The organism is Nonomuraea sp. NPDC049624, from assembly GCF_040675255.1.
GTDB lineage: Bacteria > Actinomycetota > Actinomycetes > Streptosporangiales > Streptosporangiaceae > Nonomuraea.
Genome location: NZ_JBFAOR010000007.1, coordinates 88,814 through 113,511, shown reverse-complemented (window position 1 = coordinate 113,511; position 24,698 = coordinate 88,814). Strand labels below are relative to the sequence as shown.

The following is a 24,698-nucleotide window of genomic DNA, read 5'->3' as shown; positions in this document are numbered from 1 at the left end:
CGGGCGACCGGGGATACATCGAGCACACGGGCCGGTTGCACCTCTTGGGACGCGTCCTCCGCGTCGCACCTTCACCGGCATGAGGAGGCAGCGTGGCGTTGCACGTGGCGGTCATCGGGTCGGGCCCGGCCGGGATCTACACGGCCGAGGCGCTGGTCAAGCAGTCGGCCGGGCCTGTGCTGGTCGACGTCCTGGAACGGCTGCCCACGCCGTACGGGCTGGTCAGGTACGGCGTGGCGCCCGACCACACCTCGATCAAGTCGATCGCGAACTACCTGCGCAGGGTCCTCGAACTGCCCCAGGTGCGCTTCCTCGGCGGCGTCACGCTGGGCGACCACGTCTCCGTCGCGGACCTGCTCGGCGTCTACGACGCGGTCGTCTACTGCACGGGCGCGATGGTCGACCGGCGGCTCGGCATCCCCGGCGAGGACCTGCCGGGCAGCGTGGCGGCCACCGACTTCGTCAACTGGTACTGCGGTCACCCCGACGTCGATCCCGGCCGTTTCACCCTGGACAGCTCCGAGGTCGCGGTGATCGGCGTCGGCAACGTGGCCGTCGACGTCGTCCGCGTGCTGGCCAAGACCGCCGAGGAGCTGCGACACACCGACGTGCCCCACGACGTCCTCGACCGGCTGAGCCAGAGCCAGGTCAAGGCGATCCACATGGTCGGCAGGCGCGGGCCCGAGCACGCCAAGTTCACCCTGAAGGAGCTGCGCGAGCTCGGCGAGCTGGCCAACGCCGACGTCTGCGTGCGCCCCGACGAGGCGGCCGTGCTGGGCGCCGACTTCCCGCGCCAGGTCCAGGGCAACATCAAGGTCCTGCAGTCGTGGGCCGGTCGCGAGCCCGTGGGCCGGCCGCGCCGCCTCGACGTGCGTTTCTGGCTGCGGCCGGTGGAGATCCTGGGCGCCGACCGGGTCGAGGGGCTCCGGCTCGAACGCACCCGCCTGTCGGAGGAGGGCCGCGTGGTCGGCACCGGCGAGTACGAGACGCTGCCCGTCGGCATGGTGCTGCGCTCGGTCGGCTACCAGAGCGTCCCGCTGCCCGGCGTGCCGTTCTCCGAGCGGACCATGACCGTGCCCAACGAGGCGGGCCGGGTGCGTCCGCGCGAGTACGTGGCGGGCTGGCTCAAACGCGGGCCGACCGGCGTCATCGGCACCAACAAGTCCGACGCCGCCGAGACGGTCCGCACGCTGCTGGCCGACCTGGAGGGCGGGTCGCCGGAGGGCGGTGCGCCCGCGTCGCGGCCGACGGTCGAGTCGCTGCTGGCCGAGCGGGGCGTGCGGCCGGTCACCTACGACGACTGGCTGGCCATCGAACGGGCCGAGGGCGAGCTGGCCAGGTCGCTCGGCCGGGGCGAACGCGTCAAACTGGTCGGCGTCGACACCATGCTCCGCGCCTGCGCCCACCGGGAATGAGCCCGTACGTGCACGACGAGCCCGTGCCCGGCTTCGCCGAGGTTCACGCGGCGCAGCAGGCTCGGTACCCCATGGCCGAGCCGGGCTGGCAGCCGGTCCACACCGTCTACGTGCCGGCCGACCGGTTCTCCGCCTCGACCGTCGCCGAGTGGGGCGGGCGGGCGCTGTCGCTGGCCGAGGCCCATCTGGAGGCGTTCGCACCGGACATGCGCGACCGGGTGCTCGGCAAGCTGGCCCGCGAGCCGGTCGAGGACCTGCGGATCGACTTCGAGGACGGCTACGGCGTGCGCCCGCCCGAGGAGGAGGACGGGCACGCCGAGCGGGCCGCGCGGGCCGTGGCCGCCCTGCACGCCGCCGGGACCCTGCCGCGGCGGTGGGGGCTGCGGGTGAAGTCGTTCGCCGACGGCGACCCGGCGAGGTCGGTGCGCACGCTCGGCGGCTTCCTGGCCGGGGTGCTGGAGCGGGCGGGCGAGCTGCCGGCGGGGTTCACTGTGACGTTCCCGAAGGTGCTGATGGAGGAGTACCTCGGGCAGTTCGCGGGCGTGCTGGAACGGCTGGAGGCGCGGCTCGGCCTGGCCGGACTGCGCTTCGAGATGCAGGTGGAGGCTCCCCAGACGCTGCCCTTCCTGCGGGCCGAGCTGCCCGGGACGCTCGGCGGGCGGCTGGCCGCGGCGCACTTCGGCGTGTTCGACTACACCGCCGCCATCGGCCTGCCGCCGCACGAGCAGCGGCTCGACCATCCGGCCTGCGACCACGCCAGGCACGTGATGCAGACGGCGTTCGCGGGCACGGGCGTCGAGCTGTCCGACGGCTCGCTGGCCGCCGGGCCCGCCTCCGACCGGGCGGACGACGTCCACGCCCTGTGGGGCAGGCACGCCCGGCTGGTCGGCCACTCCCTGGCCCATGGCTTCCACCAGGGCTGGGACATGCATCCGGCGCAGCTCGTCAGCAGGTTCGCCACCGTCTACGCCTTCCACCTGGCCCATTACGACTCCTACCGGGAGCGCGTACGGGCCTGGGAGGAGCGGCGGGCGGCCGGGGGCGGCGTCATGGACGAGCCGGCCACCGTCAGGACGCTGGCCGCCGCCCTCCGCCGCGCCGACGCGGCCCTGTCCCTCCGAGCCGGGCGGCCCGGGGATCCCTGAGGGCTCAGTCGCGCTCGACCAGGGAGCGCCACTGCCGGACCAGCCGCCACTCGACGGGGTCCGTCCAGCTCGCCCGTACGGCCGAGCCCACGTGGAAGGCGCGGATGCCGTAGTCCAGCAGGTCGGGCACGTGCGCGGGCTTGAGCCCGCCGCCGGCCAGGATGATCGACCCGTCGCCGGCCTCGGCCCTGGACCTGAGCGTGGACAGCCCTGCGCCGACGCCCTGGGGGGAGCCGGAGGTGAGCACGGTGGCCAGGTTGGGCAGCAGCCGCACGGCCCGCCAGGACGCCTGCACGTCGGCGGCGTGGTCGACCGCGCGGTGGAAGGTCCACGGGAGCGGCGAGACGGCGTGGATGAGCGCCTCGGTGGCCGCCAGGTCGACCACGCCGGCGCCGTCCAGGAAGCCGAACACGAACCCGGCCGCGCCGGCCTGCGCGAGCGCCTTGGCGTCGCGGCGCAGCCGGTCCAGGACCTCGGGGTCGGCGGTGAAGTTGGCCGCGCAGCGGAGCATCACCATCTGGGGCAGGGGGCACTCCGCGGCGATCGCGGCGACCGTCTCCGGTGCAGGGGTGAGCCCGTCGGCCGCCATGTCGGCGACGACCTCCAGGCGGTCGGCGCCGCCCTGCTCGGCGGCCACGGCGTCGCGCACATTGAGCGCGATCACCTCAAGGAGGGATCCGGTCATGGCAAAGAGGTTATATGGCGCTCTGTCCACTTGCGCCGGAAACGCACGGGCCCATCGGGGCCGCTGCGGTACATGCCGGCGAGGTGACCTGCCGCCTGGCGCGAGACGGCGCGCGACCACCGGCCGGACCCGGCCGCCTTCCGGACCGGATCCGGCCAGAGGGGTTCGCTAGGCGCTGATCAGCTCCGCGACCGTCAGGTCACGGAAGGCCGTCGTGGTCAGGTCGCGCGACGGCCGCTGGAACAGGGCCCCGGACGAGCGGTGCGGCAGATCCACCGTGCGGACGTGCCGGAAGCCGCGCATGCGGTAGTACTCCTGCAGCCGCGGGTTGGCCTTGGCGCAGTCGAGCCGGAGCCAGGGCAGCCCGGCGGAACGGGCCGCGGAGCAGGCCCAGTCGAGGAGCGCGTCGCCGAGCCCGCTGCCGGACCACGGCCTGGCCACGGCCAGCTTGTGGACGTAGAGCGCGGCCCCCGGGTCGTCGGCCGGGGTCCAGAACTCCGGGTCGGCGTTGCCGTCGAGGGCGATGGTCGCCACGGGCGGGGCCTGGACGTCGGGGTCGAGATAGCGCAGTTCGTCGTCGAGCAGGTACAGGACCCGCTCCTCGATGAGCGGCTCGATCCGCTCGGGGCCGAATCCCTGCCGCGGCCACTGCCGCACTCCCTGGGTGTGCAGCCACTCGGCGGTGTCCGCGAGAAGCCGGAGCACGCCGGGAAGGTCCGAGGGCTCCGCGCGCCGGAGTGCGAGGGGGTGAAGGAGGGTGTTTGTGTGCATAATACAGCCCTTCGATGCGTTGGGTGCCCGTGCCGACACACAGCGTGATGACGCAATGTCGCGCAGGGGCGATATGGGTCCTCAACCCGATATATATGGATAAATGGCGATTTAGGGGAGTATGCACGACTCCCCTAGGCCAGCGAGGCGGCTTTCTCGCTGCGCCCGGCCGGCGGGATCACCCCTTCAACCGAGCCCGTCAGCGGCGACGATCGAGCTCGTATCTGATCAGATGTTTGTCGGCGGGCAGCACCGACACAGCGACACGCACTGGCATGTCGGCCCCGTCGTATCCGACTCGGACGTAGACCATGACTGGCGTGCCGAGTTCGAGTTGGAGGCGCTCGGCCTCCTCCTGGTTGGGCATGCGGGCCCAGATGTCGTCGACGACGCGTATCTGCGCGTGCCCGAGTTCTTCCAGAACCCTGTTCGCCCCGCGCGCGATGTCTCCGGGCCTGGCGATCTCGGAGTCGGCGACCAGATCACGGGGGAAGTAGGAGTCGTTGGTGTTGTACGGCTGGCCGTCGACGAACCGCAGGCGGCGACGCACGACCGCCAGCTCTCCGTCGGCCAGTTCCAGCCTGCTGGCGATCTCCTCGACGGGAGAAACCGTCAGCACTTCAATGTACTGGCTCGGCGCCCGGCCTTCCTGCGCAACGGCGTAGGCGAAGGCCTCCTTCAGTTCACCGGTGGGCTGCGGCTCCAGCTCGCGCTGCGGGTAGATGAGCAGCGGCCTGCGGTCGCGGACCACCGTGCCGCGCCTCGGCGTGCGCGTGACCAGCCCCTCGTTGACGAGCTCCCCGAGAGCCAGCCTGACGGTGTTCCTGCTCACCCCGTGGTCTTCCATGAGCTGTGCCTCGGTCGGCAGCTGCGCCCCGGGGCCGAGGACACCCGAGTAGATGGCTCGACGCAATTCCGCCGCCACCTGCTGATACAGCACCGACCTTGCCACTTTCACCCCTTTTGTTCCAACAATTTAGACGATCTGGTTCTAGCAGGCCACAACCCCTTGACCGAAGCCCCTCGACCGGCCCATCATCCATTCGTTGGTACAAATCCATCTAAAGGCCGGTGAGGGGGTGGAGGCCAAGTGTTGCCGGTTCACTCGGACACGCCGTTCCTGCCCTGGCAGGACCCCCGCGAAGCAACTCGTTTACTGCGTTACGCGTTGCGCCGCGACGGGTTCTCCCACAAGCACCAGAGCAACGAAAAGGCATTGTCCGTGCTCTCGGTGTCGACCGAACTGACCGTGTGGTGCATAGACGGATCCTTTGTCTGGAACGAGGAGGGTGGCGCCCCCGTCACGCACCCCATCGATGACCCTGTCGGTGCGGCTCGACGCAGCACCGTTCGTCACCGGCGGCACGTGCCTTCGCACACCCCCACCGACTCCGTGCGCGAACTCGCGGCCTAGGACTCCATCCCTCGCCGGAGTCCTGGCGTCGCCGCGCACGGGGCAGGAAGCGCGTCCTGGCGGGTCCCCCACGCCCGCCAGGACGCGCCTTCCTCCGAGAGGGACCTGTCTTGCGCCGCCGTACCGCCCCCGTGCCCGGAGGGCTGCGCGCCGTCCGACGCGGGCCCGGGCCGGCGGCAGGGGTCAGCGGTCGTGACCTCGGTGTCACGTCTGTCGCCGAGTCGCTACCGCACACGTACGCCGCCACGTCCGGGTCGCCTCCATGGTTGACGCCTCAGCTTCATCATCAACCCTCACGGGCCAACCTGTAGGCACCTTCGCAATGGTGGGACTGGTGGGATTTTCCGGTACGAATCGAAAGTCCGGATCTGGACCGATCAGCGGGAGGATGTGCGCTCGGGCGAATGGGCATCCGCGTCCCCGTCCAGGGGCTCCCAGTCGAGCAGGGTCAGCCGGTCGTCGACGCGCGTGCGCACCCCTCGTACGCGCTGGCCGGGCAGCGGCTCGGGCGCGGCGCCGCGCCAGTTCCCGTGCACCAGGCAGCCGGGCACGGCGTCCAGCCGGACCATCACCACGACGTACGGCTCCCCCGCCCCCGGCAGGAAGGCCCGGCGGTTGACGATCCAGCTCTCGACCACGCCCTCGGCCGGCACCGGCAGCCACCGCCACGCCTCGCCCCGGCAGGACGGGCAGAAGGCCCGCGCCGGGAAGCGCGCGGTGCCGCAGCCGTCGCAGCGCTGCACCGCGAACCCCTCGCGCGCCAGGCGCTCCCACCACTCGGCGGAGTCGCGGTCGGGCTCGGGGCGGGGACCGTAGGGCATGGGTCACGACCTCCTGAGGATCAGCGCGGAGGTGGCGGGCAGGATGTAGCCGGGCTGGGCGGTCGAGAGCGCCACCTCGGCGCCGGGCACCTGCCGGTCGCCGGCCTCGCCCCTGAGCTGGGCGACCGCCTCGGCGACGTGGTTGACGCCGTGCACGTACCCCTCCGACAGGAAGCCGCCGTGGGTGTTCACGGGCAGCTCGCCGTCCGGGGCCGTGGCGCCCGACTCCACGTACGGGCCGCCCTCGCCCTTGGCGCAGAAGCCGTAGTCCTCCAGCTGCACGATCACCGAGTAGGTGAAGCAGTCGTAGATCTCGGCCACGTCCACGTCGCCGGGCCCGAGGCCGGCCTGCGCGTACAGGCGCGGGGCCAGGGCGGCGGCCGCGGTCACCGTGGGATCGGCCGGGCCCGTGCCCGACAGGTGGGACGTGCCGCCGCCCCAGGCCGCCGCCGAGATCAGGACGGGGTGACGGCGCAGGTCGCGGGCGCGTTCGGCGGTGGTGACGACGAGGGCGCAGGCGCCGTCGGTCTCCAGGCAGCAGTCCAGGAGGCGGAACGGCTCGGCGATCCACCTGCCGGCCAGGTAGTCCTCCAGCGTGATCGGGGTGCGCATGAGGGCCCGCGGGTTCTTGACCGCGTTGGCGCGCTGGGTGACCGCGACGCGGCCGAAGTGCTCGGGCCTGGTGCCGTACCGCAGCATGTGGGCGCGGGCGTACATGGCGTACTGCTGCGGCGGGGCGACGTAGCCGTACGGGGCCTGGTACTGGACCTCGGGGCTGACCGGCACCCCACGCCCAGTGCCGCCCATGCGGAACTCGGAACGGGCGTTGATCGCGCGGTAGCAGACGACGGTCTCGGCCATCCCGGTGGCCACGGCCAGGGCGGCCTGGCCGACGACGGCGTGCGAGACGCTGCCGCCGCCGAACTGGTCGAGGTGCCAGGCGAGGTCGGGCAGACCGAGGGCGGGGGCCACCAGGGAGGGCGGGGCCGAGTCGCCGACGCGGTGGGTGGCCAGGCCGTCCACGGCGTCCGAGGGCAGGCCGGCGTCGTCGAGGGCGGCCAGGACGGCCCGGCAGGCCAGGGTGAGGGTGCTGACGCCCGAGTTCTTGGTGAAGGGGGTGTAGCCGATCCCCGCGATGGCGGTCACATCCCGAAAATCAAGCAAGCGCTTGGGCACATAGATCACGCTATGCCCACCCTTTTCCCCATGTCAACCGCGAACGACCCGGCCGCCGGAAGGCGGGCGGCAGCCGCAGCGGGCTGCGGGCGGCTTGACAGGCTTTCCGGAACGAGCCTAGTGTCCAAGCAAGCGCTTGGTATGTATGATGGGCGCAGTCGGTGACGAGGAGGCGGACCCCATGAGCACACACGCTGCCCGGCTCATCGCGCCGGACGGCTGTCGCGGCCTTCCGACGCCCTACCAGCGCAGCAGGACTCGTAACGGAGCCGCCATGCCGCCCGGCCCAGCACAGCACAACGGGAACGGCCACATCGACGGCCGCCGGTTCCGCCAGGTCCTCGGCAGGTTCGCGACCGGCGTGGTGGCGATCACCGCCCTCGACCCGGCGAACGACCAGCCGTGCGGCCTGGCGGCCAACTCCTTCACCTCCGTCTCGCTCGACCCGCCGCTGGTGGCCTTCTGCGTGGCCCACACCAGCACGAGCTGGCCCCGGGTGCGCGGTGCGAAGGTCGTCACCGTCAACGTGCTGGCCGAGCACCAGCAGCCGGTCTGCGCGCAGATGGCGGCCAAGGGCGGCGACAAGTTCGCCGGCCTGGCCTGGACCGGCTCCCCCGGCGGCAACCCGGTGCTCGAAGGCGCGCTGGCCTGGCTCGACTGCGTGATCGAGGCCGAGCACCCGGCCGGCGACCACATGATCGTGGTGGCCCGGGTGCTGCAGCTCGACACGCACGCCGACGGCGGCCCCCTGGTCTTCTTCCAGGGCGGCTACGGGGGCTTTGTTGAGCCTTCGTGAGCAGGCCCGCGCCTGGCTGGAGGAGAGCCTGTCCGGCGAGTTCGCGCACGTCCGCGGCCTCGGCGGGCCCGGCAGGGAGCACGAGGGGCACGACCTGCGCCTGGCCTGGGAACGCCGGCTCGGCCAGGCGGGGTGGACCTGCCTGAGCTGGCCCGAGCGGTACGGCGGCCGGGCCGCCTCCCTCGACGACCAGGTCGCCTTCTACGAGGAGTACGCCAGGGCCGGCGCCCCCGCCCGGGTCGGCCTGATCGGCGAGGGGCTGATCGGCCCGACCATCCTGGAGTTCGGCACCGACGAGCAGAAGGACCGGTTCCTCCCGCCGATCCAGCGGGGCGAGGAGCTGTGGTGCCAGGGCTACTCCGAGCCCGAGGCCGGGTCCGACCTGGCCAACGTCCAGACCAGGGCGCGGCTCGAAGGCGACGAATGGGTGATCACCGGGCAGAAGGTCTGGACGTCGCTGGCCCACGTCGCCGACTGGTGTTTCGTCCTGTGCCGGACCGAGGAGGGCTCGCAGCGGCATCGCGGGCTGTCGTACCTGCTGGTGCCGATGGGCGGGCCGGGCGTCACCGTGCGTCCGATCAGGCAGCTCACCGGCACCTCCGAGTTCAACGAGGTGTTCTTCGACGGCGCCCGCACGGCGGCGGGGAACCTGCTCGGGGCGCCGGGCGACGGCTGGCGGGTGGCCATGGCCACGCTGGGCCACGAGCGCGGCGCGTCCACGCTGGGGCAGCAGATCGGGTTCCGGCGGGAGCTGGCCGAGGTGATCGCGACCGCCCGGCGGACGGGGGCGGCCGAGGACCCGGTGCTGCGCGACCGGCTCGTGCGGTCGTGGCTGGAGCTGGAGATCATGCGGCTGAACGCCCTGCGGATGCTGGGCCCGAGCCCGGGTCCGGAGGCGTCGATCGCCAAGCTCTACTGGTCGGAGTGGCATCGCCGGCTGGGCGAGCTGGCGCAGGAGGTGCAGGGGAAGGCCGGGCTCGTGGCGGCGGGCGGGCTGAACGACCTGCAGCGCTTGTATTTGTTCAGCCGGGCGGACACGATCTATGCCGGGTCGAGTGAGATCCAGCGGAACATCATCGCCGAGCGCACTCTTGGACTCCCCCGCTGATTGGAGCACGGATGGCACCGCCCTATCCGAAGTCGCACGGTCTGCTCGACGGCAAGGTCACGCTGGTGACCGCCGCCGCGGGCGCGGGCATCGGCTACGCCACCGCCAGGCGCTGCGCCGAGGAGGGGGCGACGATCGTCCTGTCCGACCGGCACGAGCGCCGCCTGGCCGCCGCCGCCGACGCGCTGACCGAGCTGACCGGCGTCAAGCCCCTGGCGGTCCCGTGCGACGTGACGTCGGAGCCGCAGGTGCTGGCGCTGTTCGACGCGGTGGTGGAGGCGCACGGCCGGCTCGACGTGGTGATCAACAACGCCGGCCTCGGCGGTACGGCCCCGCTGGCCGAGATGACCGACGAGCAGTGGCACACGGTCCTCGACGTCACCCTCAACGGCACCATGCGGTGCACCAGGGCGGCGGTCCGGCACATGATCGGCCAGGGCTCGGGCGTGATCGTCAACAACGCCTCGGTGGTCGGCTGGCGGGCTCAGCGCGGGCAGGCGCACTACGCGGCGGCCAAGGCCGGGGTGATGGCGCTGACCAGGTGCGTCGCGCTGGAGGTCGCCGAGCACGGCGTACGGGTGAACGCGGTGGCGCCGTCACTGGCCGTGCACCCCTTCCTGGCGAAGGTGACGAGCGAGGAGCTGCTGGCGGAGCTGGCCGCCAAGGAGGCGTTCGGGCGGTCGGCCGAGCCGTGGGAGGTGGCCAACGTGATCGTCTTCCTGGCCAGCGACTACTCCTCGTACATGACGGGCGAGACCGTCTCGGTGTCCTCGCAACATCCCTGACCTGGCCCTGTCAGGGAGAATTCGGGGTAGGCGGCGGGCATCGGGCGGGCTACCGTCCGTTGCATGGGCACACGCTCCTCCTTCCTGCTCGACGTCCTGATCAGCGAGTTCGGCGAGTCGATCAAACGCGACCCGGCCGCCTTCCGGCGCAAGTTCCGCAAGATGGCGGCCTCCCCCTTCGCCTTCTACCGGGGCAGCGCCGGCCTGTTCTACGCCGACCTGACCGGCGACTTCGCCGACGGCTCCTACCTCGACGAGCCCACGGGCCGGGTCTGGATCCACGGCGACCTGCACGCCGAGAACTTCGGCACGTACATGAACGCCTCCGGGGTGCTGGTCTTCAACGTCAACGACTTCGACGAGGCCTACGTCGGCCCCTACGTCTGGGACCTCAAGCGCTTCGCCGCCAGCGTGGCGCTGATCGGCTACGCCAAGGCGCTGTCGGACGAGACGATCAGCGTGCTGGTGACCGAGTTCGCGCGGGCGTACCTGACCGAGCTGCACGGCATCGCGACCGGCGGCGACGACGCCATCGGCTCGCTCACCCTGGAGACCACCGGCGGCGTGCTGCACCGGGTGCTGCAGACGGCGCGGCTCAGCACGCGGGTGGCGATGCTCGACGTGGAGACCGTGATCGACGACTACGACCGGCGCTTCGCCCTCATGGACGGCCGGGAGGAGGTCGACGCCGCGACCCGGGAGAAGGTGCTGGCGGCGTTCGAGGGCTACCTCGGGACGCTGCCCACGCCGTCCAGCCCGGTCGAGCACGTCGTCAAGGACGTGGCGCTGCGCAAGGGCGTGGGCATCGGGTCGGCGGGGCTGCCGTCGTACAACCTGCTGCTGGAGGGGCGTTCGCAGGCGCTGGAGAACGACGTCATCCTCTACATGAAGCAGGCCCAGGCGCCGGCCGTGGCCCGGTACGTCGACAACGAGAAGGCGGCCTCCTACTTCCTGCACCAGGGCCACCGCACGGCCGAGTCGCAGCGGGCGCTGCAGGCCTACGCCGACCCCTGGCTCGGGTACGCCTCGCTCGACGGGGTGGGCCAGCTCGTGGCCGAGGTGTCGCCGTACTCGGCCGACCTCGACTGGGACGACGTCAACGAGCCCGACGAGCTGCGTTCCATCATGCGCGACCTGGGACGGGCGGTGGCGCGCATGCACTCGGTGGCCGACGACGAGTCCAGCCACGACCTGGTGGACTTCTCGACGGAGGAGGCGATCGTGGCGGTCATCGACGGCGATCAATCCGGATTTATCGGCATGCTGGTGGATTTCGCCCACCGATATGGGGCACAGGCCCGTGAAGACCATCAACGGTTCGTCGACCTGTTCAGGAACGGTCGCCTGCCCGGCCTGTGAGCCCTCGCGGCGGCCGCGGAGGAGCATCGTGCGTCATCTCATTGGGCTGCTGCTGGGGACCGAGGAGGACTGGCCGGCGGCGTTCGAGACCGTGTTACGCCGGGTGGGGCCGATCAAGGGGGTGGGCGAGTTCGACGTCGAGCGCATCACGATCGAGCCGTTCGACCTGCGCGCCAAGCCACGTCACGAGCTGGTGATCGACCGGCTGGCGTACTGGTACTACCACCCCCGCGAGTGGCTGAAGAAGATCGCCATGATGGACGACGTCTATCTGCTGAACAGCCCGTTCACGTTCCAGTCGATGGAGAAGCACGCGGCCTACTGCGCGATGATGCGGCTCGGGCTCAAGGTGCCGGAGACGGTGCTGGTGCCGTACAAGAACCCGGTGGACAACTCCCGGTACGCCTACACCGCCGAGCGCTACAACCGGGCCTTCGACCTCGACGCGGTCGCCGAGCGCATCGGCTATCCGCTGTTCATGAAGCCCTACGACGGCGGCGCCTGGCGGGGCGTCTCCCGCGTCCGCGACCGCGACGAGCTGCACCGCGCCTACGACGAGAGCGGCGCGATGCTCATGCACCTCCAGCAGTCCGTCGAGGGGTACGACGCCTTCGCCAGGTCGTTGTCGATCGGCGCGGAGACCATGGTCATGCGCTTCCGCCCCGACGAGCCGATGCACGCGAGGTACGCCGTGGACCACGAGTTCCTCTCGCCGTCCGTGGGCGAGGAGGTCGTCACCGTCGGGCGGCTGGTGAACGCGTTCTTCCGCTGGGAGTTCAACTCCTGCGAGACGCTGGTCAAGGGCGCCGACGTGCACCCGATCGACTACGCCAACGCCTGCCCCGACGTGGCGCTGACCAGCCTGCACTACTACTTCCCGTGGGCGATCAAGGCGCTGGTGAAGTGGAGCGTGTTCTGCGTGGCCACCCGCCGCCGGCCGCGCATCGACCTGGAGACGCACGACTACTTCGAGGTCACCGGCGACTACGGGGAACGGCTGGCCCAGTACCGCAAGCTGGCCGACCGCTACTTCGAGGTGGACCGGTACGAGGAGTTCTGCCGCACGCATCTGGCGCACCTCGACGAGATCGTCCTGGAGTGGGTGGACGGGCCGGAGTTCGACCGGTTGCTGGTCGACACGGTGGCGGCCACGTACCCGGCGGCCGAGCGCGAGCGGTTCACCGAGCACTTCCGGGGGCTGCTGCGACTCTGGGTGAAGGACGAGGGCAGCTAGTAACCGACCAGTCGGTATGGCATGCTTCCGGAACATGAGTCTGTTCTCGGTGGAAGGCAAGACGGTCGTCGTCACCGGCGGTTCGCGCGGCATCGGCCGCATGATCGCCGCCGGGTTCGTGGCGGCCGGCGCGACCGTCGTCATATCGGCACGCAAGGCGGCGGAGGTCGACAAGACCGCCGCCGAGCTGGGGTGCACGGCCGTCCAGGCCGACCTGTCCACGCCCGAGGGGGTGGACACGCTGGTCACGGCGGTGGGCGGCCCGCTGCACGTGCTGGTCAACAACGCCGGCGCCACCTGGGGCGCGCCTCTGGAGGAGTATCCGGAGCACGCCTTCGACAAGCTCTGGGACATCAACGTCAAGGGCGTCTTCTACCTGACCCAGAAGTTCCTGCCGAACCTGCGCGAGGCGGCCGGCCCGGACGACCCGGCCCGGGTGATCAACGTGGGTTCGATCGACGGCATCCGGGTGCCCGCCCTGGAGAGCTACGCCTACTCCTCCACCAAGGCGGCCGTGCACATGCTGACCCGCCACCTGGCCAGGCAGCTGGCCAAGGAGCACATCACGGTCAACGCCATCGCCCCCGGGCCGTTCGACTCCAAGATGATGGCCTTCGCCCTGGACGACCCCGCCACCCGCGCCGCCATCGCCTCGAACGTGCCCCTGGGGCGGATCGGCCGTCCCGACGACATGGCGGGCACGGCCGTCTTCCTGTCCTCGCGGGCGGGGTCGTACCTGACGGGCACGGTCATCCCGGTGGACGGCGGGATCTCCTGCTGATCAGACCAGCGCCTTCAGGGCCCTGGCGAAGTTCGCCGGGGCGTCCGGGGCGTAGCGCAGGAACAGGTACGGCTCGGTCAGCTCCAGCTCGATGACCACCGGCGTGCCGTCGGACAGCCGGACCAGGTCGATCCTGGCGTAGAGAAGGGCGTGGGGAATGGCTGCGAGCACCTTCTCGGCCAGGTCGACCTGGTCCGGGGCCGGGGTGCGGAGCTCGGCCCGCGCGTTGTGGTCGAGGGTGGCCCCCGCCTTCAGCATCGGATGGCGGCGGACGGCGTGGCTGAGGCGGCCGTTGAAGTACAGCAGGGAGGTCTCGCCCTCCGACTCCACCATGTCGAGGTAGGGCTGGACCATCGGCTGCCGCCCCGCGGCCTGGAGCGCGGCGGCCAGTTCGGCCGCCCGGTCGCGGTCGGTGGTCCTGGTCGTGTCGCGGGCTCCGGCGGAGATCGCGGGCTTGACGACGTACTCGGGCCAGTCGGGCAGGTCGTGGGCGGACCAGTGGGTCGGCACGGTCGGCACGCCCAGGTCTCTCAGGTACGTCTTGTCGGTGTTGCCCTCCAGGACGACGGCCGGGTTGAGCAGCCTGGTGACGGACTCGACGCGGCGGGCCCAGGCCAGGAACTCCGCGCGCCGGTCGATGTAGTCCCAGGCCGATCGCACCACGACGGCGTCGTAGGCGCTCCAGTCGGCCGCGGGGTCGTCCCAGCGTTCGGCGCGGCCCTCGATGCCGTGGGCGTGCCAGTGGGAGAGCGCGAGGTCACGCTCGTCGTCCAGGCCGGTTGGGTCATCAAAGGTGACATATGCACAGTTCGTCATCCAGGGATGGTAGTGGGGGCGGGCCGGGCCGCCTCGACCCGGCCCGCACGGGGACGCCCTCTCCGCGCCGGAGGGCGCCCCCGGGCCTGGCTAGGAGTCGACGCTGGTGCCGGCGTGGCTGTCGTCGGTGGCGGTCGTGGCGTTGCCGTTGACGTTGTTGACGCTGGTGGCGTCGGTGCCGCTCACGTTGACGTTCACGACGTTGCCGAAGTTGTTGCCCGACTGGGAGGTGTCGTGGTTGGAGCTGGAGTTGCCCGCGGTGACGTCGGCGTGGGCCGGGGCGGACAGGAGCGTCAGGGCGGCGGCCGCGGCGACGGCGCCGGAGGTCACGCAGAGCTTCTTCATCATGTCGATGTCCCTTCCTCGGAGCTGTACGGAGGTCAGTAGAAGATGTAGGTCACCGCGATGCCGCCGTCGGTGGCGGTGGTCGCGACGCCGTTGATGTTGTTGACGTTGGTCGAGTCCCAGCCACCACGGTTGGCCGCGGAGACGTCGCCGAAGTTGTTGCCCGACTGCGACGAGTCGCTGTTGCTGCTCCAGTTGTCGGACCAGGTGTCAGCGTGGGCGGGAACGGCCGCCATGGCGACGCCGGCGGCCGCGGCCAGCACGGCCCCTGCGGCGCACAGCCTTTTGATCACTTCTGCTCCTTCACCGGTGTGGACCCCTGCGAGGAGGCGGGAGCCAGGGCCCTGGGCAGCCGCCGCCCTCTTTTTGACCTTCTGTGACCCATTGGGATCAAGGTCAATGCGACTATATAACTCTGCGTTGCCAATCGGTAGCAGAGAGTTATCAGAACATTGTTCGCCGCCTACCCTGACACGAGATGGCAGTGACCCCGCCCTAGCGTCCGGCCATGATCTACGAACTACGGCGGTACACCCTTCACCCCGGACGGCGCGACACCCTGATCACGCTGTTCGAGCGCGAGTTCGTCGAGCCGCAGGAGGCGGTCGGCATGCGCGTCGCGGGCACCTTCCGCGATCCGGACGCGCCCGACACCTTCACCTGGCTGCGCGCCTTCCCCGACATGGAGGCGCGCCGGGCGGCACTGGAGGGCTTCTACGACGGCCCGGTCTGGCGGGCGCACCGCGACGCCGCCAACGCCACCATGATCGACTCCGACGACGTGCTGCTGCTCCGCCCGTCCGGCCCGGAGCTGCCCTCCTGGGAACGGCCCCCCGCGGGTGCGGCCGAGCTCCCCGCCGCCCTGTACGTCGCCACCATCTGCCACGTCGGGGAGGGCTTCGCCGAGTTCTTCGCCGGGCAGGTCGCGCCCGCGCTGGCCGAGGCCGGGACGCCGCCGGTCGGCTGCCTGGAGAGCGAGCACGCCGAGAACACCTTCCCCCGCCTGCCCGTCCGGACCGGGGAGAACGTGTTCGTGTGGTTCACCCGGTTCGCCCGGCCGGAGGTCGAGCGCCAGGCGGACCTGCCCATGCTGGACGCCCGCCTGACCGCCCCGCCGGTGCGGCTGCGCCTGCGTCCCACCGCCCGGTCGTCGATGCGCTGACGACTTCTTCCAACCCTCGGGCCCTCGGCGGAGTTGATTTCCTACATGGACCGCTACGAGGGGTTCCACGAGTTCGTCCGCGCCCGTCAGCAGTCGCTGATGCGGACCGCGTACCTGCTCACCGGAGACCCCCATCTCGCCGAGGACCTGTTGCAGACCGTCCTCACCCGTGTCGCCTCGCATTGGGGCAAGCTCGCGAAGGACGGCAACCCCGAGGCGTACGCGCGCCGGGCGCTGGTGAACCAGACCATCTCCTGGCGCCGGCGCAGACGGCCCGAGCTGCCCGCCGCCGAGCTGCCGGAGATCGGCGGGCACGCGCACGACGAGGCGACCGTGCGCCGCCTGACCCTGCTCAAGGCGCTGGCCCGGCTCACCCCGAAACAGCGCGCGGTGATCGTGCTGCGCTTCTACGAGGACCGCACCGAGCACGAGACCGCCCGGCTCATGGGCGTCTCGCTCGGCACGGTCAAGAGCCAGACGCACTACGCGCTGTCCAGGCTGCGCGCCCTGACCCCCGCGGAGGTGTACCGATGAAGACGCTGCGCGAGGACCTGCACGCGCTGGCCGAGCAGGCGCCGGTCGTCGACCTGGGGGCGCGGGCCGTCCTGCGCGCCCGGCGCAGGCGCGCGACCCGGCTGGCGGTGAGCGTCGCGGCGGCGCTCTGCGTGGTCGGGGGCGGCGGCGCCGTGCTGCTGCAGCAGGCGCGTCCGGCGCCGCCGATCGTGCTCACGCCGCCGGCGGCCACCGCCCCTCCGCTGCCCGCCAAGGGGGTCGCGCCGGTCGAGCAGTTCTACCGGCCGATGTGCCGCACCGACGGTCCGGCGTGCCGGTGGCGGCTGGTCACCCGGGACGGCGCCACGTACGAGCTGACCGACGGGCCGCGGAACGGGCCGGTCGAGGCGACGGCCGACGGGCGCCGGATCGCCTACTACAGCCCTGGCAAGCGCGCGATCGTCGTCCGGGACCTGGCCGGCGGCCAGGTGTGGACGTCGCCGCTGAAGCAGGACGACCGGGACTTCGCCGGCGAGTACGCGCTGCGGCTCTCCCCCGGCGGCCTGCGGTTCGCGGTGTCGGCGACGGGCGCGCCCCGGCTCGTGGACGTGCGGGCCGGCACGTCGGCCTCGCTGCCGAAGGGCTCGTGGCCGGTGAGCGTGGCCGACGGGACGGGCCCGGTCGTGCTGGCCAGGGCCAAGGGGGACACCACGTCGTTGTGGGTGTCCGGCCGCGACCCGCTGACGGTCCCGGAGCACACCTACGACTTCAGCGCCCTGGCCCCGGACGGCCGCACGATCGCCCGCGTCGGCACGACCCTCGACCGGAACCGCGAGCCCATGGTGCGGCGCGACGGCACGATCGTCGTCTTCGACGTCACGGGAGGCGCGGAGCGCCGGGTCAGGCCGGCCGGGCTCGCCGCGGGGCTGCGGCCGGCCAAACTGGGCGGCTGGACGTCCGCCCGTGAGGTGACGATGCTGGCCTATCCGGACGACGACCCCCGCGCCACCGCCGTGGTCTACGCGGTGGACGTGGACTCGGGACGTGCCACCGAGCTGTTCGCGCTGCGGGGGGACGGCCAGTCGTCCGTGCCCGGACTGGTCCGCTAGCCGGCGGGGGTCAGGGGGCCGCGCCGTAGACCGGTTCGGGGGCGGGCGCGGCCTCCAGGAGCGTGGCGACGGCCTCCCCCACCTCCTCCGGCGACCACCGGGCGCCCCGGTCCACGGCGGGGCCGTGGCGCCAGCCGGTGGCGAGCGCGATCGTGCCGCCCTCGACCTCGAAGACCCGGCCCGTCACGTGCGCGGAGGCCGCCGAGCCGAGCCAGACCACGAGCGGGGCGACGTTCGCCGGGTCCATGGGGTCGAACCCGTCCTGCGGCCTGGCCATGGTCGCCGCGAACACCTCCTCGGTCATCCGGGTGCGGGCGGCCGGCGCGATGGCGTTGACGGTGACGCCGTAGCGGGCCAGCTCGGCGGCGGCGACCTGGGTGAGCGCGGCGATCCCGGCCTTGGCCGCCGAGTAGCCTGCCTGGCCGACGCTGCCCAGCAGGCCCGCGCCCGAGGAGGTGTTGACCACCCTGCCGGACACCTCCTCGCCCGCCTTCGAGCGCTCCCGCCAGTACGCGGCCGCGTGCCGCAGCGGCAGGAAGTGGCCTTTGAGGTGCACGCGGACGACGTCGTCCCAGTCCTGCTCGGTCATCGAGACCAGCATGCGGTCGCGCAGGAAGCCGGCGTTGTTGACCAGGACGTCCAGCCGGCCGTACGCGCTGACGGCGGTCTTGACCAGCCGGGCGGCGCCGGCCCAGTCGGACACGTCGTCGCAGTTGGCCACCGCCCGGCCGCCGAGGGCCTCGATCTCGGCGACGACCTCGTGGGCCGGGCCGGCGGACGCGCCGCCGCCGTCGCGGGCGGTGCCGAGGTCGTTCACCACGACGCGGACGCCCTGCCGGGCGAACTCCAGGGCGTGCTGCCTGCCGATGCCGCGTCCGGCGCCTGTCACGATCACCACGCGGCCAGCGCAAATGCCCACAAGACCTCCCAAGGGATCATGCACAGATATCAGGAAATATCGTCAGAAGCCAGGTGTTGCCAGGCGGGGATCTCGCCGCCGCCGTCCACCCGTACCTCGGCGCCGGTGACGTAGCCGGGGGCGGCCAGCCACAGGCACGCCGCGGCCACGTCGGCGGGCGTGGCCGGGCGGCCCGCGGGGATGGTGGCGTCCGCCCGGCCCTGTCCGGTGTACCGCTCGGCCGCCGTGGTGTCGGCCAGGCCGACCACCACCGAGTTGACTCTGACCTCGGGGGCCCATTCGGCGGCCAGGCAGCGGGCCAGGTGGTGCAGGCCCGCCTTGGCGGCGCCGTACGCGGCTGTGCCGGGCGAGGGACGGGCGCCGCTGACGCTGCCGATCATCACGATCGCCCCGCGGGCGGCCGCCAGCAGCGGGTGGGCCCGCTGGGAGACCAGCAGGGGGGCGGTCAGGTTGAGCTCGATGACGCGGGCGTGCAGGCGCGGCGAGGTGCCCGACACGGGGGCGGGCGGCGAGCCGCCGGCGTTGTTGACCAGCACGTCCAGGCGGTCGAACCCGGCGACCAGCCGTTCGACGTCCGCCGGGACGCGCACGTCGGCCTGGACGAAGCGGAGTCCGTCCAGCGGGCCGGGATCCTTCCTGGCGCAGACCGTCACGTCGGCGCCGGCCGCGCGGAAGGCCCTGGCGATGCCCGCGCCGATGCCCTGGGTGCCGCCCGTCACCAGCACGGACCTGCCCGTGTAGTCGTAAGTGACCGTCACGGGTGCTACCGTACCAAGCAAGCGTTAGGTGCGACCAGGGAGCGCGATGGGGATCACACTGCGGGACGGGCCGGTCGCCGAGGTCGTGGTGGACGTGCCGCCGGTGAACGCGTTGACCGTCCAGGGCTGGGCCGACCTGGCGGCGGCGGTGCGCGCGGCCGGGCGCGACCCGGCGACCAGGGTGGTGGTGCTGCGGGCCGAGGGCCGCGGGTTCAACGCCGGCGTGGACATCAAGGAGATGCAAGCCGACGCCGGGCACACGGCGCTCGTCGGGGCGAACCGGCAGTGTTTCGAGGCGTTCGCGGCCGTCTACGAGTGCGAGGTGCCGGTGGTCGCCGCCGTGCACGGACACTGCCTGGGCGGCGGCGTCGGCCTGGCCGGCAACGCCGACGTGGTGGTGGCCAGCGAGGACGCCTACTTCGGGCTGCCCGAGGTGGACCGCGGGGCGCTCGGGGCCGCCACGCACCTGGCCCGGCTGGTGCCCCAGCACCTCATGCGGGCCATGGTCTACACGTGTCGGAACGTCACGGCGGCCGAGCTGCGCGCGTTCGGGTCGGTCCTGGAGGTGGTGCCGCGCGACAAGCTGCGCGCGGCGGCGATGGAGGTGGCCGGGCAGATCGCGGCCAAGGATCCGTACGTCATCCGCCGCGCCAAGGAGTCGCTGAACGGCATCGACCCGGTGGACGTGCGGCGCAGCTACCGCTTCGAGCAGGGCTTCACCTTCGAGCTGAACCTCATGGGCATGGGCGACGAGCACAGGGAGCGGTTCCGATGAGCAAGGTGATGTCCGTCGAGGAGGTCGCGGCCTCGGTGGAGAGCGGGATGACGGTCGGGATCGGCGGCTGGGGCTCGCGGCGCAAGCCCATGGCCCTGGTGGGCGGCCTGCTGCGGACGTCCGTCCGGGATCTGACGGTCGTCTCCTACGGCGGCCCGGACGTCGGCATGTTGTGCGCGGCGGGCAAGGTGCGCAGGGTCGTGGCGCCGTTCGTCACGCTCGACTCCATCCCCCTCGAACCGCACTTCCGGGCGGCCAGGCAGGCGGGCGCGGTCGAGTTCACCGAGTACGACGAGGGCATGTTCATGTTCGGGCTGCTGGCGGCGGCGCACCGGCTGCCGTTCCTGCCGACGCGGGCGGGGCTCGGGTCCGGCGTGCTGCGGGTCAATCCGGAGCTGCGGACCGTGCGCTCGCCGTACGGGGACGGGGAGGAGCTGGTCGCGGTGCCCGCCCTGACCATGGACGTGGCGCTGGTGCACCTGAACCGGGCCGACGCCCGCGGGAACGCCCAGTACCTCGGGCCCGACCCGTACTTCGACGACCTGTACGCCAAGGCTGCCGCGCGCTGCTACGTGTCCTGCGAGCGGCTGGTGGACACCGCCGACCTGCTGAAGGAGGGCCCGGTGCAGTCGTTGCTGATCAGCCGGTCGATGGTGACCGGCGTGGTCGAGGCGCCCGGCGGGGCCGGGTTCACCTCGTGCGAGCCGGACTACCCGCGCGACGAGGAACGGCAGCGGCGGTACGTGGAGGGCGGCGTCGATGACGAGAACTGAGGTGAGCAGGGCGGACGTTTGTGTGCTGGCCTGCGCGGAGGCGTTCAGGGGCGACGGGGAGATCCTGGCGGCCGGGATCGGCGGCGCGATCACGGTGCTGGCCGCGCGGCTGGCCCGGCTGACGTTCGAGCCCGAGCTGCTCACCTCCGACGGCGTCTGCCTGCTCACCGGCGACGTGCCCGCGCTGGGGGCGGCGCCCGGGGTGGTGGAGGGGTGGCTGCCGTTCCGGGAGCACCTGTGGCTGGTGCTGAACGGCCGCCGGCACGTGATGCTCGGCGCGAGCCAGATCGACCGGCACGGGAACAGCAACATCTCCTGCATCGGCGACTGGGCCCGGCCCAAGGCCCAGCTCCTCGGGGTGCGCGGGGCGCCGGGGAACACGCGGTGCGACCCGACGAGCTACTGGATCCCGCGGCACTCGCGGCGGGTGTTCGTGCCCGAGGTGGACATGGTGAGCGGGCTGGGCACCGACCGGGGGGCGTACGAGCTGCGGCGGGTGGTGACGGACCTGGCGGTGCTCGACTTCGCCACGCCCGACGGCTCGATGCGCCTGGTGTCCACGCATCCGGGGGTGGGCGTGGCCGACGTGCTGGCCGCCACCGGCTTCGACCTGGTCGTCCCGCCGCAGGTGCCCACGACGCGGGAGCCGGACGCGGTCGAGCTGGCCGTCCTGGACCGGCTGGATCCCGGCCGGGCGCGCGACCGCGAGGTGGCCGGGTGAGGACGGCGCTGACCGAGCTCACCGGCTGCCGCCATCCCGTCGTCCAGACCGGCATGGGGTACGTCGCGGGCGCCCGACTGGCCGCGGCCGTCTCGGCGGCGGGCGGGCTGGGCGTGATCGGCGCCGCCACCATGTCGGTGCCCGAGATGACGGCGGCGGTCAGGCGGGTCAAGGAGCGGACCGACGCTCCCTTCGGGGTGAACATCCGCTCCGACGCCGACGACGCGGCCGAGCGGGTGGAGGTGATGATCAGGGAGGGCGTGCGGGTGGCGTCGTTCGCCCAGGCGCCCCGGCGCGAGCTGATCGCCCGGCTCAAGGACGCGGGGGTCGTCACCATCCCGTCGGTGGGGGCGCGCCGGCACGCCGAGAAGGTGGCCGCGTGGGGCGTGGACGCGGTGATCGTGCAGGGCGGCGAGGGCGGCGGGCACACCGGCCCGCTGGCCACCACGCTGCTGCTGCCGCAGGTCGTGGACGCGGTCGACATCCCGGTGATCGCGGCGGGCGGCTTCTTCGACGGCCGGGGCCTGGTCGCCGCGCTGGCCTACGGCGCGTGCGGGATCGCCATGGGCACCCGGTTCCTGCTGACCCGCGAGTCCCCGGTGCCGGACACGGTCAAGGACGTCTACCTGACCGCCCGCGAGACCGTCGTGACGACCAGGGTGGACGGCGTGCCGCACCGCGTGCTCAGCACCCCGTTCGTGGCCTCGCTGGAACGGTCGCGGCTGCTGCGCGCGGTGCTGAACGGCGCACGGTTCCGGCGGCTGTCCGGCCTGTCGTGGGGCGCGCTGGTCCGCGAGGGACGCCGGATGCGCCGCGGCCGGGAGCTGACCTGGGCGCAGGTGCTCCAGGCGGCCAACACGCCGGTGCTGCTGCGCGCGGCGATGGTGGACGGCCGGGCCGACCTCGGGGTGATGGCCTCCGGCCAGGTGGTGGGCGTGATCGAGGACCTGCCGTCGTGCGCCGAGCTGATCGGCCGGGTGATGGCCGAGGCCGAGGCGGTGCTCAAGCGCCTGCCCTGACCCGCACGGCGCCTGATCCGTGCTGGTCTGATCCGCGGCGCGTCTGGCTCACACGACGGTGATGCCCCTGGCCAGCAGGATGGCGTTGGCCTGGGTCTGGTTGATGATCGCGCCGGCGAAGGCGCGCAGCTTGGCGTCGTCGGGCTGCCCGAGGTCGGCGCCGCGCAGGTCGGCCTTGGCGAAGGTGGTGTTGAGCAGTCGCGTGCCGATGAGCCGGCAGTCGCTGAAGGTGGCCTCGGTGAAGTCGCAGCCCGACAGGTCGGCGTCGTCGAAGCGCACGCCCTCGATGAACTCGCCGCGCAGCGAGCAGCCGCCGAGGTTGGCCAGCGTCAGGTTGCACCGCGCGACCTTGAAGCCGGTGCCGCGCGAGGCCGTGAGCGCGGCGCCGATCATGCGGCAGCCCTGGAAGGAGGCGTCGGTGAGCAGGGCGCCGCCGAACTGGGCCGAGGACAGGTCGACGTCGGTGAAGGTCGCGTCGATCAGGTCGGCGTCGTTGAACCTCGGCCGCATGCCGCCGCCGCCCGCGAAGACCGCGCCGTCGAGGTCGGCCTTGCGCAGGTCGGCGCCGTCGAGCACGCAGGACTCGAAGCGGGCGCCGGCCAGCGCGGCTCCGGACAGGTCGGCCTCTGTCAGGTCGCAGTCGCGGAAGACGTGCGGCCCGTCGTCGTGGAGGGCGGGGCGGCTGTGGGAGAGGTCTTCGCCGTCGAGGATCACGGTGTCACAGCGTACCGGTGAGCACCTCCGCCGCCGCCTGGCCGCAGACCCGCGCCGACCCGTACGTGGCGATGTGCACGGCGCCGAGGTCGGAGCGGGCGGGCAGGCCCATCTCCACGACGACGGCGTCCGGCCGGGCGCTGAGCAGGTGCCGCAGCGCCTCGCCCTGCCAGGCGTAGCGGTGGGCGTCGCGGACCACGATCACCAGCGGGCGCTGCGCCGCCTCGCCTATCAGCCGCTCCAGCCTGGGCCCGGTGGTGTCCCCGGCCGCCAGCCGGGTGACGGCGGTGCCGGGCAGCAGCCGTCCGAGCGGTTCGCCGACGCCCCACGGGGTGCCCTTGTCGATGGCCAGGTTCATCTCGGGCGTCAGCTCGACCACGTGCGCCGCCCCGGTCAGCGGCAGCACGGCCGCCGTGGACCTGCGGGTGACGCGGACGGCCCGGCGGGCCGCGGAGAGCCCGAGGTAGCCGTCCTCCGGTACGGGGCTGCCCGAGGAGGTGGTCCAGGCGGCCAGCTCGCGGACCCTGCGTGCGGCGTCGGCCAGTCGCTCCTCGGGCAGCAGTCCTTCGGTCACGGCGGCGGCGATGGCGTCGCGGACCTCGATGGCGGTGGCCTCGTCGGCCCGCTCGCCGCCCACGCAGATCGCGTCGGCCCCCGCGGCTATGGCGCGGGCGGAGGCGCCCCCGATCCCGTACGCCCCCGACACCGCAGCCATTTCTATGCCGTCCGTGATGATCATTCCCTGGAAGCCCAGCTCCTCGCGCAGCAGGCCCGTGAGGACCTTGGGGCTGAGCGTGGCGGGCAGCTCGGCGTCGTAGGAGGGCACGAGCAGGTGGCCGGTCATGATCGACCGGACCCCCTCCTTGATCGCCTCCCGGAACGGGAAGAGCGCCTCCTCGATGCCGGCGTCGGCCACCACGGGCACGCCGTGGTGGGAGTCGACGGTGGTGTCCCCGTGGCCGGGGAAGTGCTTGGCGCAGGCGGCCACCCCGGCCGACTGCAGGCCGCGGACGAACGCCCTGGTGTGCCGGGCGACGAGCGCGGGGTCGGCGCCGAAGGAGCGCAGGCCGATGACCGGGTTGTCGGGGTTGGAGTTGACGTCGGCGGACGGGGCGAAGTCGATCGTGATGCCCGCGGCCGCCAGCTCGCCGCCCATGTCCCTGGCCAGAGCCTCGGTGAGGCCGACGTCGTCCACGACGCCGAGCGCGTAGCCGCCGGGACGGCTGCTGCCGGTGCTCACCTCCAGCCGGGTGACCTCGCCGGACTCCTCGTCGGTGCCGACGAGCACCGCGGGGTTCTCCGCGCGCAGTGCGGCGGTGAGCCGGGCGACCTGCGCGGGGTCGGCGATGTTGCGGGAGAACAGCACCACGCCGGCCAGTCCCTCGCCGAGTCGTCGGCGGATCCAGTCCGGAGGCATCTGTCCCACGAAACCAGGGAGGAGGACGGCATCGGCGAGGCGAAGAAGGTCACCGCTGAGGGGCATGACCCGAAATCTAATAGGAAAGTTTCCTATTTGCTAGAGGCATTTTCTGATGTCAGCCCGGTTCCTTCCGTGTCTTATTCAACCATTGCCGTAAATGCTCACTTCAGTTGCGCGGCACGGCC

At 72.3% G+C, this 24,698-nt stretch carries 28 protein-coding genes; 16 read left to right on the top strand and 12 right to left on the bottom strand.

The window, feature by feature from the left end:
* Window positions 1-92 precede the first annotated feature (92 nt).
* Both AB0J76_RS28465 and AB0J76_RS28460 read left to right on the top strand, forming a co-directional pair.
* Window positions 93-1,415 (top strand): FAD-dependent oxidoreductase, encoded by a 1,323-nt coding sequence (locus AB0J76_RS28465; RefSeq protein ID WP_352319875.1) that lies wholly within the window; start codon window positions 93-95, stop codon window positions 1,413-1,415.
* 8 nt (window positions 1,416-1,423) lie between these two features.
* On the top strand, window positions 1,424-2,560 hold the full coding sequence (locus AB0J76_RS28460) for an aldolase (protein ID WP_352319877.1): 1,137 nt from the start codon (window positions 1,424-1,426) through the stop codon (window positions 2,558-2,560).
* A 4-nt stretch (window positions 2,561-2,564) separates the two neighbouring features.
* Here the strand turns inward: AB0J76_RS28460 and AB0J76_RS28455 are convergent, their stop codons facing one another.
* From AB0J76_RS28455 to AB0J76_RS28445, 3 genes are all read right to left on the bottom strand, one after another.
* Window positions 2,565-3,245 (bottom strand): copper homeostasis protein CutC, encoded by a 681-nt coding sequence (locus tag AB0J76_RS28455; protein WP_352319879.1) that lies wholly within the window; start codon window positions 3,243-3,245, stop codon window positions 2,565-2,567.
* A gap of 168 nt (window positions 3,246-3,413) precedes the next feature.
* The gene (locus AB0J76_RS28450) at window positions 3,414-3,950 is read right to left on the bottom strand and encodes a GNAT family N-acetyltransferase (protein WP_352319881.1); all 537 of its coding nucleotides are present in this window, start codon (window positions 3,948-3,950) and stop codon (window positions 3,414-3,416) included.
* Between the two features lie 265 nt (window positions 3,951-4,215).
* Window positions 4,216-4,968 (bottom strand): GntR family transcriptional regulator, encoded by a 753-nt coding sequence (locus AB0J76_RS28445; RefSeq protein ID WP_352319883.1) that lies wholly within the window; start codon window positions 4,966-4,968, stop codon window positions 4,216-4,218.
* A gap of 138 nt (window positions 4,969-5,106) precedes the next feature.
* Between AB0J76_RS28445 and AB0J76_RS28440 the strand changes: the two genes are divergently transcribed.
* On the top strand, window positions 5,107-5,430 hold the full coding sequence (locus AB0J76_RS28440) for a hypothetical protein (RefSeq protein WP_352319885.1): 324 nt from the start codon (window positions 5,107-5,109) through the stop codon (window positions 5,428-5,430).
* A 377-nt stretch (window positions 5,431-5,807) separates the two neighbouring features.
* On the opposite strand, the gene AB0J76_RS28435 is transcribed toward AB0J76_RS28440, so the two are convergent.
* Entirely contained in the window at window positions 5,808-6,251 is a 444-nt protein-coding gene (locus tag AB0J76_RS28435) for an OB-fold domain-containing protein (protein ID WP_352319887.1), read from the bottom strand.
* 3 nt (window positions 6,252-6,254) lie between these two features.
* Window positions 6,255-7,415 (bottom strand): acetyl-CoA acetyltransferase, encoded by a 1,161-nt coding sequence (locus AB0J76_RS28430; protein WP_352319981.1) that lies wholly within the window; start codon window positions 7,413-7,415, stop codon window positions 6,255-6,257.
* Window positions 7,416-7,701: 286 nt separating this feature from the next.
* On the opposite strand from AB0J76_RS28430, the gene AB0J76_RS28425 reads away from it, so the two are divergent.
* From AB0J76_RS28425 to AB0J76_RS28400, 6 genes are all read left to right on the top strand, one after another.
* Window positions 7,702-8,223: a flavin reductase family protein gene (locus AB0J76_RS28425; RefSeq protein ID WP_352319982.1), complete on the top strand. Its 522-nt coding sequence runs from the start codon at window positions 7,702-7,704 to the stop codon at window positions 8,221-8,223.
* Window positions 8,210-9,331 carry an acyl-CoA dehydrogenase family protein gene (locus AB0J76_RS28420; RefSeq protein WP_352319889.1) on the top strand — a complete coding sequence of 374 codons (1,122 nt, stop codon included), beginning with the start codon at window positions 8,210-8,212 and terminating at the stop codon, window positions 9,329-9,331. The genes AB0J76_RS28425 and AB0J76_RS28420 overlap by 14 nt, the downstream gene beginning before the upstream one ends.
* 11 nt (window positions 9,332-9,342) lie before the next feature.
* Window positions 9,343-10,116: an SDR family oxidoreductase gene (locus AB0J76_RS28415; protein ID WP_352319891.1), complete on the top strand. Its 774-nt coding sequence runs from the start codon at window positions 9,343-9,345 to the stop codon at window positions 10,114-10,116.
* 63 nt (window positions 10,117-10,179) lie between these two features.
* Entirely contained in the window at window positions 10,180-11,475 is a 1,296-nt protein-coding gene (locus AB0J76_RS28410; RefSeq protein ID WP_352319893.1) for a DUF2252 domain-containing protein, read from the top strand.
* Window positions 11,476-11,503: 28 nt separating this feature from the next.
* Window positions 11,504-12,709, top strand: a complete 1,206-nt coding sequence (locus AB0J76_RS28405) for a hypothetical protein (protein WP_352319895.1) — start codon at window positions 11,504-11,506, stop codon at window positions 12,707-12,709.
* A gap of 34 nt (window positions 12,710-12,743) precedes the next feature.
* Window positions 12,744-13,490 (top strand): SDR family oxidoreductase, encoded by a 747-nt coding sequence (locus AB0J76_RS28400; RefSeq protein WP_352319897.1) that lies wholly within the window; start codon window positions 12,744-12,746, stop codon window positions 13,488-13,490.
* Here the strand turns inward: AB0J76_RS28400 and AB0J76_RS28395 are convergent, their stop codons facing one another.
* The 3 genes from AB0J76_RS28395 to AB0J76_RS28385 all read right to left on the bottom strand — a co-directional run bounded on the left by AB0J76_RS28395 (window position 13,491) and on the right by AB0J76_RS28385 (window position 14,944).
* Entirely contained in the window at window positions 13,491-14,306 is an 816-nt protein-coding gene (locus tag AB0J76_RS28395) for a hypothetical protein (protein WP_352319898.1), read from the bottom strand.
* A gap of 90 nt (window positions 14,307-14,396) precedes the next feature.
* Window positions 14,397-14,654 (bottom strand): hypothetical protein, encoded by a 258-nt coding sequence (locus AB0J76_RS28390; RefSeq protein WP_352319900.1) that lies wholly within the window; start codon window positions 14,652-14,654, stop codon window positions 14,397-14,399.
* 32 nt (window positions 14,655-14,686) lie between these two features.
* A complete protein-coding gene (locus tag AB0J76_RS28385) occupies window positions 14,687-14,944 on the bottom strand; it encodes a hypothetical protein (RefSeq protein ID WP_352319902.1) in 258 nt (85 codons plus the stop codon).
* Window positions 14,945-15,159: 215 nt separating this feature from the next.
* Between AB0J76_RS28385 and AB0J76_RS28380 the strand changes: the two genes are divergently transcribed.
* From AB0J76_RS28380 to AB0J76_RS28370, 3 genes are read left to right on the top strand one after another with little or no spacing between them, the layout of a single operon-like run.
* On the top strand, window positions 15,160-15,813 hold the full coding sequence (locus AB0J76_RS28380) for an NIPSNAP family protein (protein ID WP_352319904.1): 654 nt from the start codon (window positions 15,160-15,162) through the stop codon (window positions 15,811-15,813).
* Window positions 15,814-15,858: 45 nt separating this feature from the next.
* On the top strand, window positions 15,859-16,347 hold the full coding sequence (locus AB0J76_RS28375; RefSeq protein WP_352319906.1) for a SigE family RNA polymerase sigma factor: 489 nt from the start codon (window positions 15,859-15,861) through the stop codon (window positions 16,345-16,347).
* The gene (locus tag AB0J76_RS28370) at window positions 16,344-17,414 is read left to right on the top strand and encodes a hypothetical protein (RefSeq protein WP_352319908.1); all 1,071 of its coding nucleotides are present in this window, start codon (window positions 16,344-16,346) and stop codon (window positions 17,412-17,414) included. The genes AB0J76_RS28375 and AB0J76_RS28370 overlap by 4 nt, the downstream gene beginning before the upstream one ends.
* Window positions 17,415-17,424: 10 nt before the next feature.
* Here the strand turns inward: AB0J76_RS28370 and AB0J76_RS28365 are convergent, their stop codons facing one another.
* On the bottom strand, window positions 17,425-18,333 hold the full coding sequence (locus AB0J76_RS28365) for an SDR family oxidoreductase (protein WP_352319910.1): 909 nt from the start codon (window positions 18,331-18,333) through the stop codon (window positions 17,425-17,427).
* 29 nt (window positions 18,334-18,362) lie between these two features.
* Window positions 18,363-19,091 carry an SDR family oxidoreductase gene (locus AB0J76_RS28360; protein ID WP_352319912.1) on the bottom strand — a complete coding sequence of 243 codons (729 nt, stop codon included), beginning with the start codon at window positions 19,089-19,091 and terminating at the stop codon, window positions 18,363-18,365.
* 46 nt (window positions 19,092-19,137) lie between these two features.
* Between AB0J76_RS28360 and AB0J76_RS28355 the strand changes: the two genes are divergently transcribed.
* From AB0J76_RS28355 to AB0J76_RS28340, 4 genes are read left to right on the top strand one after another with little or no spacing between them, the layout of a single operon-like run.
* The gene (locus tag AB0J76_RS28355; RefSeq protein ID WP_352319914.1) at window positions 19,138-19,866 is read left to right on the top strand and encodes an enoyl-CoA hydratase family protein; all 729 of its coding nucleotides are present in this window, start codon (window positions 19,138-19,140) and stop codon (window positions 19,864-19,866) included.
* Entirely contained in the window at window positions 19,863-20,639 is a 777-nt protein-coding gene (locus AB0J76_RS28350) for a CoA-transferase (RefSeq protein WP_352319916.1), read from the top strand. The genes AB0J76_RS28355 and AB0J76_RS28350 overlap by 4 nt, the downstream gene beginning before the upstream one ends.
* Window positions 20,626-21,360 carry a CoA-transferase gene (locus tag AB0J76_RS28345; protein ID WP_352319917.1) on the top strand — a complete coding sequence of 245 codons (735 nt, stop codon included), beginning with the start codon at window positions 20,626-20,628 and terminating at the stop codon, window positions 21,358-21,360. The genes AB0J76_RS28350 and AB0J76_RS28345 overlap by 14 nt, the downstream gene beginning before the upstream one ends.
* Window positions 21,357-22,379: a nitronate monooxygenase gene (locus AB0J76_RS28340; RefSeq protein WP_352319919.1), complete on the top strand. Its 1,023-nt coding sequence runs from the start codon at window positions 21,357-21,359 to the stop codon at window positions 22,377-22,379. The genes AB0J76_RS28345 and AB0J76_RS28340 overlap by 4 nt, the downstream gene beginning before the upstream one ends.
* Before the next feature lie 48 nt (window positions 22,380-22,427).
* Here the strand turns inward: AB0J76_RS28340 and AB0J76_RS28335 are convergent, their stop codons facing one another.
* Together AB0J76_RS28335 and AB0J76_RS28330 are read right to left on the bottom strand one after the other, a co-directional pair.
* Window positions 22,428-23,093, bottom strand: coding sequence for a pentapeptide repeat-containing protein (locus tag AB0J76_RS28335; protein ID WP_352319921.1), 666 nt, complete (start codon window positions 23,091-23,093; stop codon window positions 22,428-22,430).
* Between the two features lie 4 nt (window positions 23,094-23,097).
* Window positions 23,098-24,510: a glycoside hydrolase family 3 N-terminal domain-containing protein gene (locus AB0J76_RS28330; protein WP_352319923.1), complete on the bottom strand. Its 1,413-nt coding sequence runs from the start codon at window positions 24,508-24,510 to the stop codon at window positions 23,098-23,100.
* Between the last annotated feature and the right edge of the window lie 188 nt (window positions 24,511-24,698).

Excerpts from the sequence above, each read along its gene's own strand:
- AB0J76_RS28455 (WP_352319879.1), bottom strand. The coding sequence starts at position 3,245 with ATGACCGGATCCCTCCTTGAGGTGATCGCGCTCAATGTGCGCGACGCC.
- AB0J76_RS28435 (WP_352319887.1), bottom strand. The coding sequence starts at position 6,251 with ATGCCCTACGGTCCCCGCCCCGAGCCCGACCGCGACTCCGCCGAGTGG.
- AB0J76_RS28425 (WP_352319982.1), top strand. The coding sequence starts at position 7,702 with ATGCCGCCCGGCCCAGCACAGCACAACGGGAACGGCCACATCGACGGC.
- AB0J76_RS28415 (WP_352319891.1), top strand. The coding sequence starts at position 9,343 with ATGGCACCGCCCTATCCGAAGTCGCACGGTCTGCTCGACGGCAAGGTC.
- AB0J76_RS28410 (WP_352319893.1), top strand. The coding sequence starts at position 10,180 with ATGGGCACACGCTCCTCCTTCCTGCTCGACGTCCTGATCAGCGAGTTC.
- AB0J76_RS28400 (WP_352319897.1), top strand. The coding sequence starts at position 12,744 with ATGAGTCTGTTCTCGGTGGAAGGCAAGACGGTCGTCGTCACCGGCGGT.
- AB0J76_RS28395 (WP_352319898.1), bottom strand. The coding sequence starts at position 14,306 with ATGACGAACTGTGCATATGTCACCTTTGATGACCCAACCGGCCTGGAC.
- AB0J76_RS28390 (WP_352319900.1), bottom strand. The coding sequence starts at position 14,654 with ATGATGAAGAAGCTCTGCGTGACCTCCGGCGCCGTCGCCGCGGCCGCC.
- AB0J76_RS28380 (WP_352319904.1), top strand. The coding sequence starts at position 15,160 with ATGATCTACGAACTACGGCGGTACACCCTTCACCCCGGACGGCGCGAC.
- AB0J76_RS28375 (WP_352319906.1), top strand. The coding sequence starts at position 15,859 with ATGGACCGCTACGAGGGGTTCCACGAGTTCGTCCGCGCCCGTCAGCAG.
- AB0J76_RS28370 (WP_352319908.1), top strand. The coding sequence starts at position 16,344 with ATGAAGACGCTGCGCGAGGACCTGCACGCGCTGGCCGAGCAGGCGCCG.
- AB0J76_RS28355 (WP_352319914.1), top strand. The coding sequence starts at position 19,138 with ATGGGGATCACACTGCGGGACGGGCCGGTCGCCGAGGTCGTGGTGGAC.
- AB0J76_RS28350 (WP_352319916.1), top strand. The coding sequence starts at position 19,863 with ATGAGCAAGGTGATGTCCGTCGAGGAGGTCGCGGCCTCGGTGGAGAGC.
- AB0J76_RS28345 (WP_352319917.1), top strand. The coding sequence starts at position 20,626 with ATGACGAGAACTGAGGTGAGCAGGGCGGACGTTTGTGTGCTGGCCTGC.
- AB0J76_RS28330 (WP_352319923.1), bottom strand. The coding sequence starts at position 24,510 with ATGCCTCCGGACTGGATCCGCCGACGACTCGGCGAGGGACTGGCCGGC.